Origin of the sequence: Leeuwenhoekiella nanhaiensis, from assembly GCF_002744755.1 — a bacterium.
In the GTDB taxonomy this organism is placed as follows: domain Bacteria; phylum Bacteroidota; class Bacteroidia; order Flavobacteriales; family Flavobacteriaceae; genus Leeuwenhoekiella; species Leeuwenhoekiella nanhaiensis.
This window is the reverse complement of the sequence record NZ_KZ319289.1, coordinates 31,239-47,360: the sequence shown is the minus strand read 5'-3', so window position 1 is coordinate 47,360 and position 16,122 is coordinate 31,239. Positions and strand designations below refer to the sequence as shown.

General features: G+C 43.9%; 16 protein-coding genes. 11 read left to right on the top strand and 5 right to left on the bottom strand.

What is annotated here, in order from left to right:
• The first annotated feature begins 30 nt into the window (after positions 1-30).
• The 3 genes from CJ305_RS06870 to treF all read left to right on the top strand — a co-directional run bounded on the left by CJ305_RS06870 (position 31) and on the right by treF (position 3,270).
• Positions 31-999: a YheT family hydrolase gene (locus CJ305_RS06870; RefSeq protein ID WP_099645529.1), complete on the top strand. Its 969-nt coding sequence runs from the start codon at positions 31-33 to the stop codon at positions 997-999.
• A gap of 55 nt (positions 1,000-1,054) precedes the next feature.
• A complete protein-coding gene (locus tag CJ305_RS06865) occupies positions 1,055-1,567 on the top strand; it encodes a plastocyanin/azurin family copper-binding protein (protein ID WP_099645528.1) in 513 nt (170 codons plus the stop codon).
• An 89-nt stretch (positions 1,568-1,656) separates the two neighbouring features.
• Positions 1,657-3,270, top strand: coding sequence for an alpha,alpha-trehalase TreF (gene treF / locus CJ305_RS06860; RefSeq protein WP_099645527.1), 1,614 nt, complete (start codon positions 1,657-1,659; stop codon positions 3,268-3,270).
• A gap of 62 nt (positions 3,271-3,332) precedes the next feature.
• Here treF and CJ305_RS06855 read toward each other — a convergent pair whose 3' ends face one another.
• Genes CJ305_RS06855 through CJ305_RS06845 form a run of 3 tightly spaced genes read right to left on the bottom strand, consistent with a single transcriptional unit; the run spans position 3,333 to position 6,588 of the window.
• Complete coding sequence (locus CJ305_RS06855) at positions 3,333-4,262, bottom strand: hydroxypyruvate isomerase family protein (RefSeq protein WP_099645526.1); 930 nt, start codon at positions 4,260-4,262, stop codon at positions 3,333-3,335.
• A complete protein-coding gene (locus tag CJ305_RS06850) occupies positions 4,262-4,900 on the bottom strand; it encodes a gluconate 2-dehydrogenase subunit 3 family protein (protein ID WP_099645525.1) in 639 nt (212 codons plus the stop codon). The genes CJ305_RS06855 and CJ305_RS06850 overlap by 1 nt, the downstream gene beginning before the upstream one ends.
• A gap of 2 nt (positions 4,901-4,902) precedes the next feature.
• Positions 4,903-6,588 (bottom strand): GMC oxidoreductase, encoded by a 1,686-nt coding sequence (locus tag CJ305_RS06845; RefSeq protein ID WP_099645524.1) that lies wholly within the window; start codon positions 6,586-6,588, stop codon positions 4,903-4,905.
• Positions 6,589-6,779: 191 nt separating this feature from the next.
• Here CJ305_RS06845 and CJ305_RS06840 point away from each other — a divergent pair, with 191 nt between their 5' ends.
• From CJ305_RS06840 to CJ305_RS06815, 6 genes are all read left to right on the top strand, one after another.
• Entirely contained in the window at positions 6,780-7,757 is a 978-nt protein-coding gene (locus tag CJ305_RS06840) for a sugar phosphate isomerase/epimerase family protein (RefSeq protein ID WP_099645523.1), read from the top strand.
• A 6-nt stretch (positions 7,758-7,763) separates the two neighbouring features.
• Complete coding sequence (locus CJ305_RS06835; RefSeq protein WP_099645522.1) at positions 7,764-8,993, top strand: nucleoside permease; 1,230 nt, start codon at positions 7,764-7,766, stop codon at positions 8,991-8,993.
• Between the two features lie 68 nt (positions 8,994-9,061).
• On the top strand, positions 9,062-10,216 hold the full coding sequence (locus CJ305_RS06830; protein ID WP_099645521.1) for a Gfo/Idh/MocA family protein: 1,155 nt from the start codon (positions 9,062-9,064) through the stop codon (positions 10,214-10,216).
• 25 nt (positions 10,217-10,241) lie between these two features.
• A complete protein-coding gene (locus tag CJ305_RS06825; protein WP_099645520.1) occupies positions 10,242-11,297 on the top strand; it encodes a sugar phosphate isomerase/epimerase family protein in 1,056 nt (351 codons plus the stop codon).
• Positions 11,298-11,304: 7 nt separating this feature from the next.
• On the top strand, positions 11,305-12,045 hold the full coding sequence (locus CJ305_RS06820; RefSeq protein WP_099645519.1) for a 3-keto-disaccharide hydrolase: 741 nt from the start codon (positions 11,305-11,307) through the stop codon (positions 12,043-12,045).
• A gap of 2 nt (positions 12,046-12,047) precedes the next feature.
• Entirely contained in the window at positions 12,048-12,851 is an 804-nt protein-coding gene (locus tag CJ305_RS06815; protein ID WP_099645518.1) for a 3-keto-disaccharide hydrolase, read from the top strand.
• A gap of 77 nt (positions 12,852-12,928) precedes the next feature.
• Here CJ305_RS06815 and CJ305_RS06810 read toward each other — a convergent pair whose 3' ends face one another.
• Together CJ305_RS06810 and CJ305_RS06805 are read right to left on the bottom strand one after the other, a co-directional pair.
• Entirely contained in the window at positions 12,929-13,339 is a 411-nt protein-coding gene (locus tag CJ305_RS06810; protein WP_099645517.1) for a hypothetical protein, read from the bottom strand.
• A gap of 79 nt (positions 13,340-13,418) precedes the next feature.
• Entirely contained in the window at positions 13,419-14,510 is a 1,092-nt protein-coding gene (locus CJ305_RS06805; RefSeq protein WP_099645516.1) for a zinc metalloprotease, read from the bottom strand.
• A gap of 176 nt (positions 14,511-14,686) precedes the next feature.
• Here CJ305_RS06805 and CJ305_RS06800 point away from each other — a divergent pair, with 176 nt between their 5' ends.
• Complete coding sequence (locus CJ305_RS06800) at positions 14,687-15,547, top strand: YicC/YloC family endoribonuclease (protein WP_099645515.1); 861 nt, start codon at positions 14,687-14,689, stop codon at positions 15,545-15,547.
• On the top strand, positions 15,547-16,122 hold the full coding sequence (gene gmk, locus CJ305_RS06795; protein ID WP_099645514.1) for a guanylate kinase: 576 nt from the start codon (positions 15,547-15,549) through the stop codon (positions 16,120-16,122). Before CJ305_RS06800 ends, gmk begins: the two co-directional genes overlap by 1 nt.

The following is a 16,122-nucleotide window of genomic DNA, read 5'->3' as shown; positions in this document are numbered from 1 at the left end:
CAGCAAAATCAAGCCTTTATTAGCCCTGAAATGCCTGTTGTTAAATCTACCTATAAAGCTCCTGCTCCCTTTAAGAATGCGCATTTCAACACGATTTTTGCTGCAAAGATCAGAACGGTAACCGGTCTTCGCTACGAGCGCGAACGCATTAACCTGCAAGACGGGGACTTTCTGGACATTGACTGGAGTTTTTCGCAGGGCGAAAGCAAAGCAAAACAGGTGGTATTGCTTTTTCACGGTCTTGAAGGCCATGCTAAAAGGCCCTATATGGCAGGCACCACAAAAATTCTAAATGCTCACGGCTTTGACTGTGCTGCTGTTAACCTTAGAGGCTGCAGCGGCGAGACTAACCTGCATCTGCGTTCGTACCATTCGGGCGCTACAGATGATGTTGCAGATGTGGTTGCTTTTGTAGAATCTGCTAAAGATTACGATCAAATTTTTTTATGTGGTTTTAGTCTGGGCGGAAATTTGGTCCTGAAATACCTGGGCGAAAACCGAAGCCGGCCGGAAAGCATCAGGGCGGGAGTCGCCGTTTCAACCCCGGTAGATCTGTATGATTCGCTGGAAGCTTTACAACAAAAACAAAACTGGGTGTACCGCTGGTCTTTTCTTAAAGGATTGCGCGACAAATACCGTCAAAAGCTGGGGCGTTATCCTGAAGAACTCAGCAAACAGGATTACAAAAACATCAAATCTCTACGGCTCTTTGACGAACTTTATACGGCGCCTGCCAACGGTTTTAAAGATGCGATGGATTATTATACCCAAAGCAGCAGCAAGCAGTTTTTAGAAGATATTAAAGTTCCCACCTTGATTTTAAACGCCAAAGACGACTCCTTTCTCAACGCGAGTTGCTATCCGGTTGAAGCTGCTCAAAACAATAGCCAGCTCTTCCTGGAAATGCCCAAAACAGGTGGACACGTTGGCTTTATGCTTTTTGAGCGCCACACCTACTGTGAGAAACGCAGCCTGCAATTTATTCAAGAGCATACATAATATTGTACTGCGCTAAAATCTTATGTATATTAGTCCTCCAATTAAAATTTTAAAAATGAAACTATTAAAAATAACCCTTGCACTTCTTTTCGCTGTATCACTAAGCGCTTGTGGTGACGACAAAAAGAAAGAAGAAAAAGAAACCGTTACCATTGGTGCCAAAAGCTCTGACACTGAAAAGAAAACCGATGAAAACGTAACCGAGATTGTATTACTGGCAGACGATATGATGAAGTTCAATATGAACGAGATTAAAGTTCCTGCAGGTAAAAAAGTAAGACTTACGCTAAGACACGTAGGTAAACAAGCTGTTGAAGTAATGGGTCACAATTTCGTGTTGCTTACTCAGGGAACCGAAATTCCTGCTTTTGGAGCTAAAGCTTCTGCCGCACGCGACAACGGTTACATCCCTGCAGATACAGACGCTGTGATTGTACATACTAAAATGCTGGGCGGTGGCCAGTCTGACACTATTGAGTTTGACCCTCCTGCTCCCGGAACCTACGACTTCATTTGTAGCTTTCCCGGTCACTACAGTGTGATGAAAGGTAAATTTATAGTAGAGTAATTTTAACATCTACTTCTAACACACATTAAGGCCCAAAAATTATCTTTGCCGATCAATTTTTGGGCTTTTTTGGCTTTAAAAACAAACCCATGAAAACCCTGTATTCTCAAATTCTCGCTGCCTTAGTGATCCTATCCCTATCCTCGTGTAAAGAAGAAAACAAGTCTGAATCTGTTGATCAACAGACTTTTGATTTTCCGAAGAAAAATGAAAATCCCATTGACCGCTATGGCGATTTGCTGGTTGATGTACAAATGCAAAGTGTTTTTGAAGATGGAAAAACCTTTGTAGACTGCGAGCCCCTGTTTCCTGCTGACACCATTTTGGCCAGATATCAAAGCGCTTCAAAAGAAACAGAATTTGATCTGAAAGCTTTTGTGCTTGAACATTTTAATCTGCCCGAATCGCCTACTGCCAGTTTTACTTCAGATACCACACGCACCACAGCAGAGCACATCAAAGCCCTTTGGCCTTACCTGAAACGTGATGCAGACGCTCAGGAAAACGGGTCGCGCATTGCATTACCCAATCCCTATATTGTGCCGGGAGGTCGTTTTAGAGAGGTTTACTATTGGGATTCGTTTTTTATTATGCTGGGGCTGAAAGAATCCGGAGAGATTAAACTCATTGAAAATATCCTGGACAATTTTGCCTACCAGATTAATACCATTGGTTTTATCCCTAACGGAAACCGCACCTATTACCTCAACCGTTCACAACCGCCGTTTTTCGCAGAAATGGTGCGCCTCTACGCCTCAACCGGAACCGAAAAAGACATCTACCTGAAGTATTTGGAACCTCTGGAAAAAGAATACGCATTTTGGATGAAAGGCGCTGAAAATTTAGCCGAAGGTGAAGCCGCAGCGCGCGTAGTTAAAATGCCTGATGGTTCTGTTTTAAACCGGTTTTACAGCAATCGCGCCGAGCCTCGTGCCGAAAGTTACCGGGAAGATATTCTTACAGCTGAAGAAGCAACAGGCAAGTCTCCTGAAGCAGTGTACCTCAACATCACAGCCGCTTGCGAAAGCGGGTGGGATTTTAGCAGCAGATGGTTTTCTAATCCCGATGAGCTGGCCACTATTCAAACTACCGAAATTATTCCGGTAGATTTAAATGCGCTGCTGTATAATATGGAAGAAATTCTTGCTGTGGCGCGACGCTTTAACGATGATCCGGAAGGCGCTCAGAAGATGGTTGAAGCCGCTTCTGCCCGTAAAGACGCTATTGATGCCTATCTGTGGAATGCAGATCAAAAGACGTATACCGATTATAATTTCAAGTCTCAGAGTCCTTCTGAAACACTTTCACTTGCGATGGTATATCCGTTGTACTTCAAAGCCGCTTCACCGGCTCAGGCTGAGCAGGTCGCAGGGGTTCTACAGCGCGACTTTTTAAAGCCTGGCGGTCTGGTGACCACGCTTAATAACAATGGTCAGCAGTGGGACAGCCCTAACGGCTGGCCTCCGCATCAGTGGATGGCGGTAAGAGGTTTACAAACCTACGGACTGAACGATTTGGCAGGGCAAATCAGTGACCGCTGGATTCAGCTCAATGAACGCGTGTACAAACGTACCGGCAAAATGCTTGAAAAATATAATGTGGTTGATACTACCCTGGTTGCGGGTGGTGGTGAATATCCCAATCAGGATGGTTTTGGCTGGACCAACGGGGTCTACCTAGATCTTAAAAAAGACTCTGAATAAACACTCACAAAAAAGGCTGATTTTAAATAATCAGCCTTTTTTAATTACGAATATTCGGTATGCTAAAAATCATCGCAGGTCACGTATGCGTCTATAACTGCCTGCTCTCCCGCAGCACCGGGCATTGAGTTGCCGTGCTCCATACCCACGATTCCAGTAAAGCCTTTATCGTGCAGGTGTCTAAATACATTCAGATAATTGATTTCGCCGGTGGTAGGTTCTTTTCTTCCGGGGTTATCACCTACTTGAAAATACCCGATTTCATCCCAGCAGGCATCAATATTCGGGATTAAATTGCCTTCCTGAATTTGCTGATGGTAGATATCAAAAAGTATCTTACAGGCCGGGCTGTCAACCGCTTTACAAATCATATAGGCCTGTGGACTTTCTTTCAAAAACAAACCGGGATGATTAAAGAAATTAAGCGGCTCAAGTACCATGGTCAGGTTTTCCTTCTCCAGGATTGCGGACGCCTGCTTCAAGCTTTCAATCACATTGGCAGTTTGATAATTGGCGTCAAGTCTTTGATCTACATAACCGGGTACGACGGTCATCCATTTGGCATTGACCCGTTTTGCAACTTCTACAGATTGTTTGATATCCTCAAGAAATTCAGCCCGCTTATCAAGATTTCCGCTGGTCAGGTTACCTTCGGTCCAGTAGATTTTATGCGCCACAAAAACACCCATTTGCAAGCCACGCTTTTGCATGGTATCGGCCATTTTTTGCTGCAATTCAACGGGACGGTTGCGCATCTCATTATCTTCAAAAGCCGTAAAACCCTGATCAGCCATAAAATTAAGCTGATCTACAGGATCATCACCTGCCATGTTTTTAAACATTCCTAAATGTGGGGCGTAGTTGAGATTAAACTCATGCAAAGGCTCCCGGTTTCCCGCTCCTGCAGCGTTTAAGGCAAACAGCCCCGTTCCGCCTAAAGCGAAAAAAGAGCCACTTAAGGCTCCTTTTTGTATAAATGATCTGCGTTTCATTATAAGGACATCGTTTTACCGCCTCCGGCTTCCTCAAGAGGCAGGCAGCCTTGATAAACTCCTGGAATGGGATCGTACCAAAGTACATTTTCACCTACTTCCTCGCTGTTCTTCCAGGCCCAGATTCCTAAATCACGTACAGCTGAAAGATATGCGTACGAACCAGCGTGAGCGTCAAAATCAACCTCAGGAGCTTCAGGGTCCTGTGTGGCTGATACTACTTTTACGTAGGCATCACGCGTTTCTTTATCAGCGCCTAAATATTTAGCAACTGCTTTTTCAAAATCTTCATGCTCGCCATCTTCTAAATTCTTATCGAAATTTTCTTTAAAGCTTAGGGCAAACGCGTTTGCACCAGACTCAAATTCCTTTTTCTGACCTTCCTCTGCAACTTCACTCATATAGGAATCAATAAATTGAGCTATATTCAAATCAGAAGCTCCCGGAGTATCGGTTTTTGGTAAAATTACATCCAGAATATGGGTTAGTGCCATTCCGTTTGTCGCATTTAGAAAAACAGGTTGCCACTCATTCTTAGGTTCACTTTTACAGCTTTGCAATAAATTGAAAGCGGCAGGAGCTACCATCACGTAACCTGCTCCCAGGCCAATATTTTTAAGGACTTGTCTTCTATTCATAACTATGCAAATTTTCCGTTCTTAAGTTGTTCTGCGGCGTGCTTCGCTGCACGGGCGGTAAATGCCATATACGTAAGCGACGGGTTCACGCAACTTGCAGAAGTCATGAATGCACCGTCTGTAACATAAACGTTAGGCACGGTGTGCACCTGGTTGTTTCCGTTAAGCACTGAAGTCTTGGGATCTCTTCCCATACGGGCAGTTCCCATCTCGTGAATACCCAAGCCTGGAGCTCCAGGGCTATCGTAGGTACTTACATTTTTATAACCGGCTTTGGTAAGCATTTCTGCAGCTTGCGCCTTCATATCTTTACGCATCTCCCACTCGTTTTCTTTCCACTCCGCGTCAAAAGTTACTGTAGGAAGACCCCATTTATCGAGTTTATCGTAATCCAAAGTCATTTTGTTTTCGTGATACGGTAAACATTCTCCAAAAGCAGTGAGACCAATGGTCCACTTACCGGGTTCTGATATAGCCTTTTTAAGGTCTGCACCATAAGACATTTCAGAAATAGCCTCAGTCCAGTCACCACGGCTTGCACCTCCCTGATACCCGTATCCGCGTTTAAAGTTAGGCTGTTCAGTCTCACCTCCTAAATTTCTAAAACGTGGAATGTATAAACCGTTTGCGCGACGACCCTTGTAATATTTATCATCAAAACCATCTACTACGGCAGAAGCACCTACTCTAAAGTGGTGGTCCATAATATTGTGACCCAATTCACCGCTGTCATTTCCTAAACCATTAGGAAAACGATCTGATTTGGATTGCATCAAAATGGAAGCGGAAGCAATTGCAGAAGCACACAAGAAAATTACCTTAGCGTTAAAAGTCATTTCTTCCTTGGTTTCGGCATCAATCACCTTAACTCCGGTAGCCAGCTTGGTAGTATCATCATAAATAACCTCACTTACAATACTGAAAGGTCTCAGCGTCATATTTCCGGTGCGCTCAGCAGCCGGCAAGGTAGAAGAGTTACTGCTAAAATAAGCTCCAAACGGACAACCGCGCATACAACGGTTACGGTATTGGCAGGCAGAACGACCCTCATACGTTTTTTCTGTAGAAGTAATATGAGCAGTACGACCAATAGTAAGTAAACGGTCTTTGTAGTTCTGCGCCATATTTTTCTTGAGGTGCTCTTCCACACAATTCAGTTCCATAGGCGGTCCAAATTTACCATCCGGTAATTGAGGAAGACCCAGATTTTCACCGCTTACACCAATATATTCTTCAACCTTGTCATACCAGGGCGCAATATCTGCATAACGCACAGGCCAGTCTACGGCAACACCTTCTTTTTGATTTGCTTCAAAATCGATATCGCTTAGACGGTAACTTTGACGCCCCCACATGATAGAACGACCTCCTACGTGATAGCCGCGCATCCAGTCGAAACGCTTGGTTTCATTATAAGGGTGTTCTAAATCATTAACGAAGAAATGGCTGTGCGCACGGTCTATAGTATAACCGGTACGTGCCTGTTTAAATTGCTTGGCTTTTTCTTCTTCGGTAGGCCGGCCCTTAAACTTAAAATCCCAGGGATCCATATTCATTGTAGGGTAATCTTCAATGTGTTTTACCATACGGCCCCGCTCAAGAACTAAGGTTTTAAGACCCTGTTCACACAATTCTTTGGCAGCCCAGCCACCACTGATTCCTGTACCCACCACAATGGCATCGTACATTTCTTCTGGTTTAATACTACTCACGCTTTATTTAGTTTTTGATAATATAATCTAGCCTATGCTATCAAATATATAAATTTTAAGTTATTTTTTGGTAAACCAAAAAAAGTATAATTTAGGGAACTAATAGGTTTTAGTCGCTTCTTGAGCGATTTTCGACCCTATTCTCAAACACCTAATTGACTAATCTAATGACAAGTAAACTCTACGCAGCCCTGCTATTCCTTTTTATACTGGCAGGCTGTAAAAATGAAAAAAAAGCTGAAAATCCGGCTGAATCACCTACTGAAACCGCTCAAACCGAACCTTTTTTCAATATTTCACTGGCTCAATGGTCGCTGCACCGGGCATTTCAAAGCGGGGATTTAAGCCCTATGGATTTTGCCAAAAAGGCAAATGAAATGGGTTTTGAGGGCATCGAATATGTAAGCCAGCTTTACAATGCCGAAATGGAAAAATACGAGAGTGCTCAGGTTGCACTAGATTCCATTTTACCCAAACTCAAAGCCAGTAGTGAGCAATACGGCGTACAAAATGTTTTAATCATGGTTGATGGCGAGGGCAATCTGGCTTCAGAAGATGAAACAGAGCGCAATACCGCTGTTGATGATCATAAAAAATGGGTAGATGCTGCAGCTTATTTGGGTTGTCACGCCATTCGCGTAAACCTTATTGGCCCTAAAGACAAAGAGCTTTTTAAACAAAGTGCCATTGATGGACTGGGCAAATTGGCCGAATACGGCGCTTCCAAAAATATTGAAGTGATTGTTGAAAATCACGGTGGCTACTCCTCTGACGCTGCTTTTTTAATGGAAATTATCAATGCGATCAACAAGCCTAATTGTGGAACGTTACCTGATTTTGGAAATTTCTGTATGGAGCGTGAAAACGGCGAAATGTGGGGTGCTCCCTGCGTGAAGGAATATCCACGTTATCAGGGTATCGAAGAGTTGATGCCAAAAGCACTTGCGGTTAGTGCAAAATCCTATGACTTTAATGAGAAAGGCGAGGAAACCTCGATGGATTATTCTAAAATTCTCCAGATCGTTAAAGATGCGGGCTACACCGGATTTATAGGTGTAGAATATGAAGGAGATGACCTTAGCGAAGAAGAAGGCATTAAACACACCAAAGAATTACTACTTAAATCTGCTCAAGAGCTTAACTAATTATTTATGAAACCATACGTTCGATTTCAACTGTCACTAATGATGTTCCTCGAGTTTTTTATCTGGGGAGGCTGGTTTGTGACATTAGGAACATTTTTAGGAAACAACCTGGAAGCCACCGGAGCACAAAGTGCGATGGCTTTTTCAACACAATCGTGGGGTGCCATCATCGCGCCTTTTATTATAGGTCTTATTGCCGATAAATTTTTTAATGCAGAGCGCATCTTAGGTGTTTTGCACCTGGCCGGTGCATTCTTGATGTACCAAATGAGTCAAACCACAGACTTCGCGGCCTTCTACCCCTACGTTTTGGGTTATATGATTGCTTATATGCCAACTCTGGCGCTGGTAAACTCGGTTGCATTCAGACAGATGAAAAACCCTTCCAAAGATTTTGGGTGGATCCGCGTTTTTGGAACCATAGGCTGGATTGTTGCCGGTTTTGCCATAAGCCTTTTAGGCTGGGATTCTCAGGAAGGAATTCAGGAAGGACTGCTAAGCAACACGTTTACAATGACCGCGATTGCTTCGGCGATTCTTGGAGTGTTCAGCTTCCTGCTGCCTAAAACCCCGCCCGTTAAATCAGATAAAGAACAATCTCTTATTGAGAAAACAGGACTTAGTTCAATCACGATGTTGAAGAACAAAAACTTCCTGATTTTCTTTATTTCTTCGATCCTGATCTGTATTCCGCTTGCGTTTTACTACCAAAACACCAATCCATTTTTAACCGAATTGAAAATGGAAAACCCAACCCTCAAGCAGTCGATAGGTCAGATTTCCGAAGTATTGTTTATGCTGTTGCTACCTGTATTCCTGCTACGTTTCGGCATTAAAAAAACCCTACTTTTCGGAATGATCGCCTGGGTGCTTCGGTATTTGCTGTTCGCCTTTGGTAACGCTGACGAGTTGTCGTTTATGTTAATAATAGGTATCGCTCTTCACGGTATTTGCTACGATTTCTTTTTCGTTTCGGGCCAAATTTATACCGACTCAAAAGCAGGCTCAGATAACAAAAGTGCCGCACAGGGACTCATCACGCTGGCTACCTATGGCGTAGGGATGCTGATTGGTTTCTGGGTTGCAGGCCAGATTACAGATACGTATCTTATTGGCGAGTTGCACGATTGGAGAACGATCTGGGTGTACCCCGCAGGTTTTGCCGCGCTGGTATTCCTGTTCTTCCTGATCGCATTTAAAAATGAAAAAATAGAATATAAAGGAGAAAAAGTATAACTCTTAAAAGGCACTTAACGTAAACTATTAGGTGCCTTTTCAATTTCTCTGACCAAAAAACAACTACAATGAAAAAACTGAAAATGGGAATGGTAGGCGGCGGTAAAGGCTCGTTTATAGGCGATGTGCACCGCAGGGCTTCCCGTATAGACGGAATGGTTGACCTCGTGTGTGGCGCTTTTAGCAGCGACCCACAACGCAGCCTTGAGTCTGCCGAAGAACTGGGTGTAGCTCCTGAGCGGGCTTACAAGAGTTTTGAGGAGATGATCACCAAAGAAAAAGAACTTCCCGAAGGCGAGCGTATGGATTTTGTTTCTATCGTAACGCCAAACCATATGCACTTTCCTCCGGCAAAACTGGCGCTTGAAAACGGGTTTCACGTGATTTGCGATAAACCGGTAACCCTAACGCTTGATGAGGCTTTTGACCTGCAAAAAGTGGTCAAAAAAAGCGGAAAAGTGTTCGCCCTTACCCACAACTACACCGGCTATCCTATGGTTAAACAGGCCCGCTTGATGATTCAAAACGGAGAGCTGGGCGAAATTCGCAAAGTGGTGGTTCAATACCTGCAAGGCTGGCTGTCGACTGCGGTTGAGGAGACCGAAAACAAACAGGCTTCCTGGCGGGTTGATCCTAAAAAATCAGGAATAGGGGGTGCTCTTGGAGATATTGGTACGCATGCCGAAAACCTTACCGAATACATCACTGGTAAAAAAATTGAGAAAGTGGCGGCAGACCTCAGCAGTTTTGGCGCGGGGCGCGTGCTGGATGATGACGGCAATATCTTGCTGCGTCTGGAGGGTAATACTAAAGGCTGTATGACCATTTCGCAAATTGCAACCGGTGAAGAAAACAACCTGGGCATACGCGTATACGGAAGCAAAGGAAGTATTGCCTGGTATCAGGAAAATCCGAATGAACTAACGGCTTACTGGCTTGATAAACCAAAACAGATTTATACGCCCGGCGGCAACGGCACCTACGAAGAATCTACAGCTTACACCCGCGTTCCTCCCGGTCATCCGGAAGGCTATCTGGAAGGTTTTGCCACTATTTACAGAAGCTTCGTAAAAGAAGTGGTCTCAGTAATGGAGGGTAACGCCATTTCAGAGCGACCCGATTTTCCTACCATCCACGACGGTTTAAGAGGCATGCAGTTTATTTATGCTTCGGTAGCCTCAAATGATAATAACGCAGCCTGGGTGAGTCTAAAAGAAGACTAAAATCCTAATTTAAAATTAAACAACTATGAAAACCATAAAAGGACCGGCCGTATTTCTGGCTCAGTTCATGGACGATAAAGAACCTTTCAATTCTCTGGATGGCCTGTGCAAATGGGCCAGTGATTTAGGGTATAAGGGCATACAGATCCCTACTTGGGAGAGCCGACTGATAGACCTTAAAAAAGCAGCAGAAAGCAAGACCTATTGCGACGAACTCAAAGGAAAAGTAAACAGCTACGGTCTGGAGATTACCGAACTGTGTACGCACCTGCAAGGCCAACTCGTAGCTGTTCATCCCGCATACGACGAGATGTTTGACAACTTTGCACCGGATGGCTATAAAAACAACCCTAAAAAAAGACAGGAATGGGCAGTAGATCAGCTCCTAAGCGCAGCAAAAGCAAGTAGAAATCTGGGTATAGATGTGCACGGCACGTTTAGCGGTGCCTTACTTTGGCATACCTGGCATCCATGGCCGCAACGCCCACCGGGGCTTGTAGAACTGGGCTTTAAAGAGCTGGCCAATCGCTGGACGCCAATTCTCAATGCCTTTGATGAGCAGGGTGTTGATGTGTGTTATGAAGTACATCCGGGAGAAGACATTCACGATGGGGTGACTTTTGAGCGTTTCCGTGAAGCCACCGGAAATCACAAACGAGCCAATATTCTGTACGATCCCAGTCACTTTGTACTGCAGCAGCTGGATTATATAGAATACATTGACAATTACCACGAGTTTATCAAAATGTTTCACGTTAAGGATTCTGAATTCAATCCTACCGGAAAAAAAGGAGCTTTTGGAGGCTATGGCGACTGGATTGACCGCGCAGGCCGTTATCGCTCGCCGGGTGATGGCCAGATAGATTTTAAAACCATTTTTACCAAACTAACCGAATACGGATGCGATGTCTGGGCCGTGATGGAATGGGAGTGCTGCATTAAATCTCCCGAGCAGGGAGCTCGTGAAGGCGCACCGTTTATCGCCAGTCATATTATTGAAGCTACTCAAAAGAAATTTGATGATTTCGCAGGGGCGAAAACCGATGAAGCTAAACTGAAACGCATACTTGGAATAAACTAAACAACTCATGAAAAAACTCATTTATCTTTCTGCCTTTACACTATTGGCGCTTACTGCCTGTAAGGAAAAAGCAGAGAAAACCGAAGAACCGGTTGCCGAAGAAACTGTAGAAACTCCACAACCCGAAAACGAATGGATTACCCTTTTTGACGGAAGCAATCTCGACAGCTGGCACGCCTATAATGGCGAAGCTCCCACACAGTGGAAAATAGAAGGAGAAAATCTGGTTTTTACTCCCGCTGAAAATCAGCAGGGGAGTCAAAATCTGGTTACTAACGAGACCTTTGAAAATTTTGAACTAAGCCTCGACTGGAAAATATCGGAAGGTGGAAACAGCGGGATTATGTGGGCTGTTCAGGAGAATGATTCCTTAAGCGAACCCTATCTGACCGGACCGGAAATCCAAATTCTGGATGACGAGCGTCATCCTGATGCTAAAGCAGGCACCACGCACCGCGCAGGAGCACTTTATGATATGATCGCTGCTCCTGAAGGCGTTGTAAAACCCGCCGGTGAGTGGAACAGCTACGTCATCACCATAGATTATGAAAACAACAAAGGTGTTGTGGTTTTGAATGACACCGAAGTGGTAAGCTTTCCGGTGAGTGGCCCTGAATGGGATGCTATGGTTGCAGAATCTAAGTTTGCAGACTGGCCTCTTTTTGGCAAATCTCAAACCGGACACATCGCGCTGCAGGATCACGGCAATATGGTTACATTCCGGGATATTAAAATCAAAAAACTTTAATTATGAATACCAAATTTATCCTTCCGCTTCTGGCTACAGGTTTACTTTTTTCCTGTAATACTTCCACAGAAAAAAGCGCAGATGAAACCGCACCGGCAACAGATACCACAGCAGTAGTTGAAGAAGCTCCTATTACAGATCCTGCCGCAACCGAAGTATGGGAACCGGAACCTGAAGTGGTCACTTTTAACGAAGCGGGGGTACCTTCTGACGCGATCGTATTGTTTAATGGTGAAAATCTGAACGCCTGGGAAAGCACTAAAGATTCTATCGTAAATGCGCCCTGGCTGGTGAACAGCGACGGCTCAATGACTGTTGCTGGCGGAACCGGGGATATCCAGACCAAAGAAAGCTTTGGCGACATCCAATTGCACGTAGAATGGCGTGCACCACAAGTTGTTGAAGGAGAAGGACAGGGACGCGGTAACAGTGGTATTTTTCTTCAGAATCGTTATGAAGTACAGGTTTTAGACAGTTACGATAACCGCACCTATTCAAACGGGCAGGCGACTGCGATTTATAAGCAAAGTATTCCGCTGGTAAATGCTACAAAAGCTCCCAGCGAATGGCAGGCTTATGACATTATTTACCATCAGCCGGAATTTGATGCCGATGGGAACAAAACCAAATCTGCAACCGTAACGGTAATGCATAATGGTGTTTTGGTACAGGATCACGTAGAAATACAGGGCACGACCGAATATATTGGGAAACCTAAAAATGAGGCTCACGGTGAGGCTCCTTTAAAATTACAGGATCATGGGAATCCTGTAAGCTACCGTAATATTTGGGTACGTAAGCTGTAACCGGCAAAACCTAAAAAACAAAAACCCCACACGATGACGTGCGGGGTTTTCTTTTTTAACGCATTTCTATTTTAGGTCTATTCTGCCAATAGCAGTAATCTGCCCACTAAAGGCGTCACCCGTGCCGGTGGATTTCCGCGGTCAAAAGAGGCGCTGCGGCTATAGGTGCCGCCTACAACAAGAATTTTAACCGGTACTGCTGCATCACGGTCAGCCGCGTCAGAAGCATTCTCAATATCATCTGCAGTTGTAGCGACAAAAGTTTGTGCCAGACGATTGAGTTCGCTTACCTGTGCAGTTGTAAGCTCTTTGGTAGTTCTATCGCTTCCGTCACGGGAATGCTCAGAGATCAGGGTATTTCCTTCTATACGTACGTGATGATAGACCCCGCGGGAAGCAGCCTCATAGTCAATGCTACTGTAATTAAATTGCTCCTCACAACCTTTCGCAGCAAAGAGAACCATAAAAAACCCAAGTATATAATTCATAAGTTTTATTTTAAGATCAAGGTAAAAAAAAGGTGCTCTTGAAGAGCACCTTTTCAGATAGTTTTAAGATGTTTTTGGCTTAGTTCAAAAACGCAGCGCGAGGTCCTCCGCTTGCAAAAAGAGCACGCATACGCACCTTTTGACCTTCAGAGAACATATACATACACGCATCATTCACGTAATCCATATAGTTCATCGTCATATCGTTTGAACGGCAATTTACAGTTGGATACGATGGGCAACCGTAGTTAGGGCCGTCTGATGATGGAGTATCTGCAACAAAATCATCCTGTCTGCAACGACCATCTCCCCAAATATGACGCAGGTTTAAGTAGTGGCCTACCTCGTGAGTTGTAGTACGACCTTCGTCAAAAGGAGCAGCTACAAAACCAGTGCTTCCAAAATACTGAGGACCAACTACAACACCATCTGTAGAAGCAGGTCCTCCGGGGAACTGCGCATAACCCAATATTCCACCACCTATATTACATACCCAGATGTTAAGGTGCGTAGAAGGACTTACTACATCGGAACCTCCGTTTGAAGAAAACTTCATTTCGTCACGCGTACCCCAGGAAGTACGAGTAGAAGACACACGAATGGTTTGTGCCAAAGTAAAATTGATATCAGAGTCTGCAACTACACCTGCAAACTCAGAAGGAACCTGGCTTACATCAGAGTTGGTAGCATTAAAGTCATCGTTTAGAACAGCAATCTGAGATGCTATTTGAGCATCGCTAATGTTTTCCTGACTGTTGCTGTAAATAACGTGTACTACTACGGGTATGTTGATTACACCAAGACCATCATCAACAGGAGGAGTCGTACCGCCGCCGTCTCCACCACCGGAACCGGGTTTTCCTTTCCCATTAGAAGATTTAGCCGCGATAAAAGCTCTGGAGTTTTTTTCAATGTTATACATTTTATCGTATAATTTATCATCCTCATCCAGTTGCCTGTTAAGATTTGCCATTGTAAAACACACCTTAGGACTTTTTCCTACACTTGATTTACCGTTAGTAAAATCGTCGGTATATAAATAAAAGTCACTCATGTCTACAGCAACTTCCTGATCTACACTTTTTTGAACTTCGTTAGACTCCTCAACGTTGTCTGCACAGGATAACATGGTTACACATGCTATTCCAAAAGCTAGTGCTGCTTTTTTCATAAAATATTTGTTATTAGGGTTAATGTTGCGGTGAATTTATAAATACTTAACAATAATAACGGTCATTATTTAAAATAATTTAATTCAAAGCTTAAAATTTTAACAATCATGCCTGGATAATTTCAGGGTTTCCAAGCCCGCGCTGATTTGCTATATTTGCCGTCTAATGTAGCCTCATGATTAAATCAATGACCGGCTTTGGGAAATCTGTAACCCAATTGCCTTCCAAAAAAATTACTATTGAGATTAAATCGCTCAACAGTAAAAATCAGGATCTCAATGCGCGAATCCCTTCGTTCTACCGTGAAAAAGAATTGGAATTACGCAATCTAATAGCCCAAAGACTTGAGCGCGGTAAGATTGACTTCAGTCTTTATGTGGAATTGAATGGCGAAGAAACCTCTACCGCAATCAATGCAGATGTCGTTAAACAGTACATCAAGCAGTTGCGTGAGGTTACTCCCGATGCCGATGCGGTTGAGCTCTTAAAAATGGCTATACGACTTCCCGATGCGCTTAAGACCGAAAAGGATGAGATCGACGAAGCTGAATATAAGGCGATTTTAAAGGGTGTTGAAGAAGCATTGCAAAGCATCGACAACTATAGAGCTGATGAAGGTCAGGTTTTAAAGGAAGATTTTGAACTACGCATCAATAACATTTCCAAATATCTCGACGAGGTTAAGAAATTAGACCCCGAACGTGTGGAAGGTGTACGTGAGCGCCTCAACAAGGCCGTTGCAGACCTTAAAACAACGGTTGATGAGAACCGTTTTGAACAGGAACTTACCTACTACCTGGAGAAATATGACATCACCGAAGAAAAAGTACGCCTGCGTAATCACCTGGAGTATTTTTCTAAAAGCCTTAACTCTCCAGACTCTAACGGAAAAAAACTGGCTTTCATAAGTCAGGAAATGGGTCGTGAGATCAATACCATAGGCTCTAAATCAAATTACGCGCCTATGCAGCAGGTTGTAGTGCGTATGAAAGACGAACTCGAAAAGATCAAAGAACAACTCTTAAACGTACTCTAATGGAAGGTTCAGGCAAACTCATTGTTTTTTCGGCGCCTAGCGGAAGTGGTAAAACAACCATTGTGCGCTGGCTTTTGGCCAAAGAAGAACTCAATCTGGAGTTTAGTATATCGGCTGCATCACGCGAACCCAGACCAAACGAGAAAGATGGAGTAGATTATTATTTTTTATCACTAAAGGAATTTAAAAGACGCATTAAAGCCGATGAATTTCTCGAATGGGAAGAAGTATACCGCGATAACTTTTACGGCACGCTAAAAAGTGAAGTTGAACGCATCTGGAAGCAGGGCAAACACGTGATTTTTGATATTGACGTAGTTGGCGGTCTGGACATCAAAAAACTATATCCTGAACGTACGCTGGCGGTTTTTGTGAAACCTCCCAGTATCGAAGAATTAAAAATCAGGCTTAAAAAGCGCAAGACTGAAAGTGAAGACCGCATCAATATGCGCGTTGCCAAGGCGAGTATTGAACTGGCAACGGCTCCGCAGTTTGACCATATCATCGAGAACAACGATCTGGATACCGCGTTAGAGGAGGCCTATGCCCTGGTACGCAATTTTGTAAAGGAGTAG

Coding starts and splice junctions, on each gene's coding strand:
- CJ305_RS06870 (WP_099645529.1), top strand. CDS start 31: ATGCCTGTTGTTAAATCTACCTATAAAGCTCCTGCTCCCTTTAAGAAT.
- treF (WP_099645527.1), top strand. CDS start 1,657: ATGAAAACCCTGTATTCTCAAATTCTCGCTGCCTTAGTGATCCTATCC.
- CJ305_RS06840 (WP_099645523.1), top strand. CDS start 6,780: ATGACAAGTAAACTCTACGCAGCCCTGCTATTCCTTTTTATACTGGCA.
- CJ305_RS06865 (WP_099645528.1), top strand. CDS start 1,055: ATGAAACTATTAAAAATAACCCTTGCACTTCTTTTCGCTGTATCACTA.
- CJ305_RS06830 (WP_099645521.1), top strand. CDS start 9,062: ATGAAAAAACTGAAAATGGGAATGGTAGGCGGCGGTAAAGGCTCGTTT.
- CJ305_RS06805 (WP_099645516.1), bottom strand. CDS start 14,510: ATGAAAAAAGCAGCACTAGCTTTTGGAATAGCATGTGTAACCATGTTA.
- gmk (WP_099645514.1), top strand. CDS start 15,547: ATGGAAGGTTCAGGCAAACTCATTGTTTTTTCGGCGCCTAGCGGAAGT.
- CJ305_RS06820 (WP_099645519.1), top strand. CDS start 11,305: ATGAAAAAACTCATTTATCTTTCTGCCTTTACACTATTGGCGCTTACT.
- CJ305_RS06800 (WP_099645515.1), top strand. CDS start 14,687: ATGATTAAATCAATGACCGGCTTTGGGAAATCTGTAACCCAATTGCCT.
- CJ305_RS06815 (WP_099645518.1), top strand. CDS start 12,048: ATGAATACCAAATTTATCCTTCCGCTTCTGGCTACAGGTTTACTTTTT.
- CJ305_RS06845 (WP_099645524.1), bottom strand. CDS start 6,588: ATGTACGATGCCATTGTGGTGGGTACAGGAATCAGTGGTGGCTGGGCT.
- CJ305_RS06825 (WP_099645520.1), top strand. CDS start 10,242: ATGAAAACCATAAAAGGACCGGCCGTATTTCTGGCTCAGTTCATGGAC.
- CJ305_RS06855 (WP_099645526.1), bottom strand. CDS start 4,262: ATGAAACGCAGATCATTTATACAAAAAGGAGCCTTAAGTGGCTCTTTT.
- CJ305_RS06850 (WP_099645525.1), bottom strand. CDS start 4,900: ATGAATAGAAGACAAGTCCTTAAAAATATTGGCCTGGGAGCAGGTTAC.
- CJ305_RS06810 (WP_099645517.1), bottom strand. CDS start 13,339: ATGAATTATATACTTGGGTTTTTTATGGTTCTCTTTGCTGCGAAAGGT.
- CJ305_RS06835 (WP_099645522.1), top strand. CDS start 7,764: ATGAAACCATACGTTCGATTTCAACTGTCACTAATGATGTTCCTCGAG.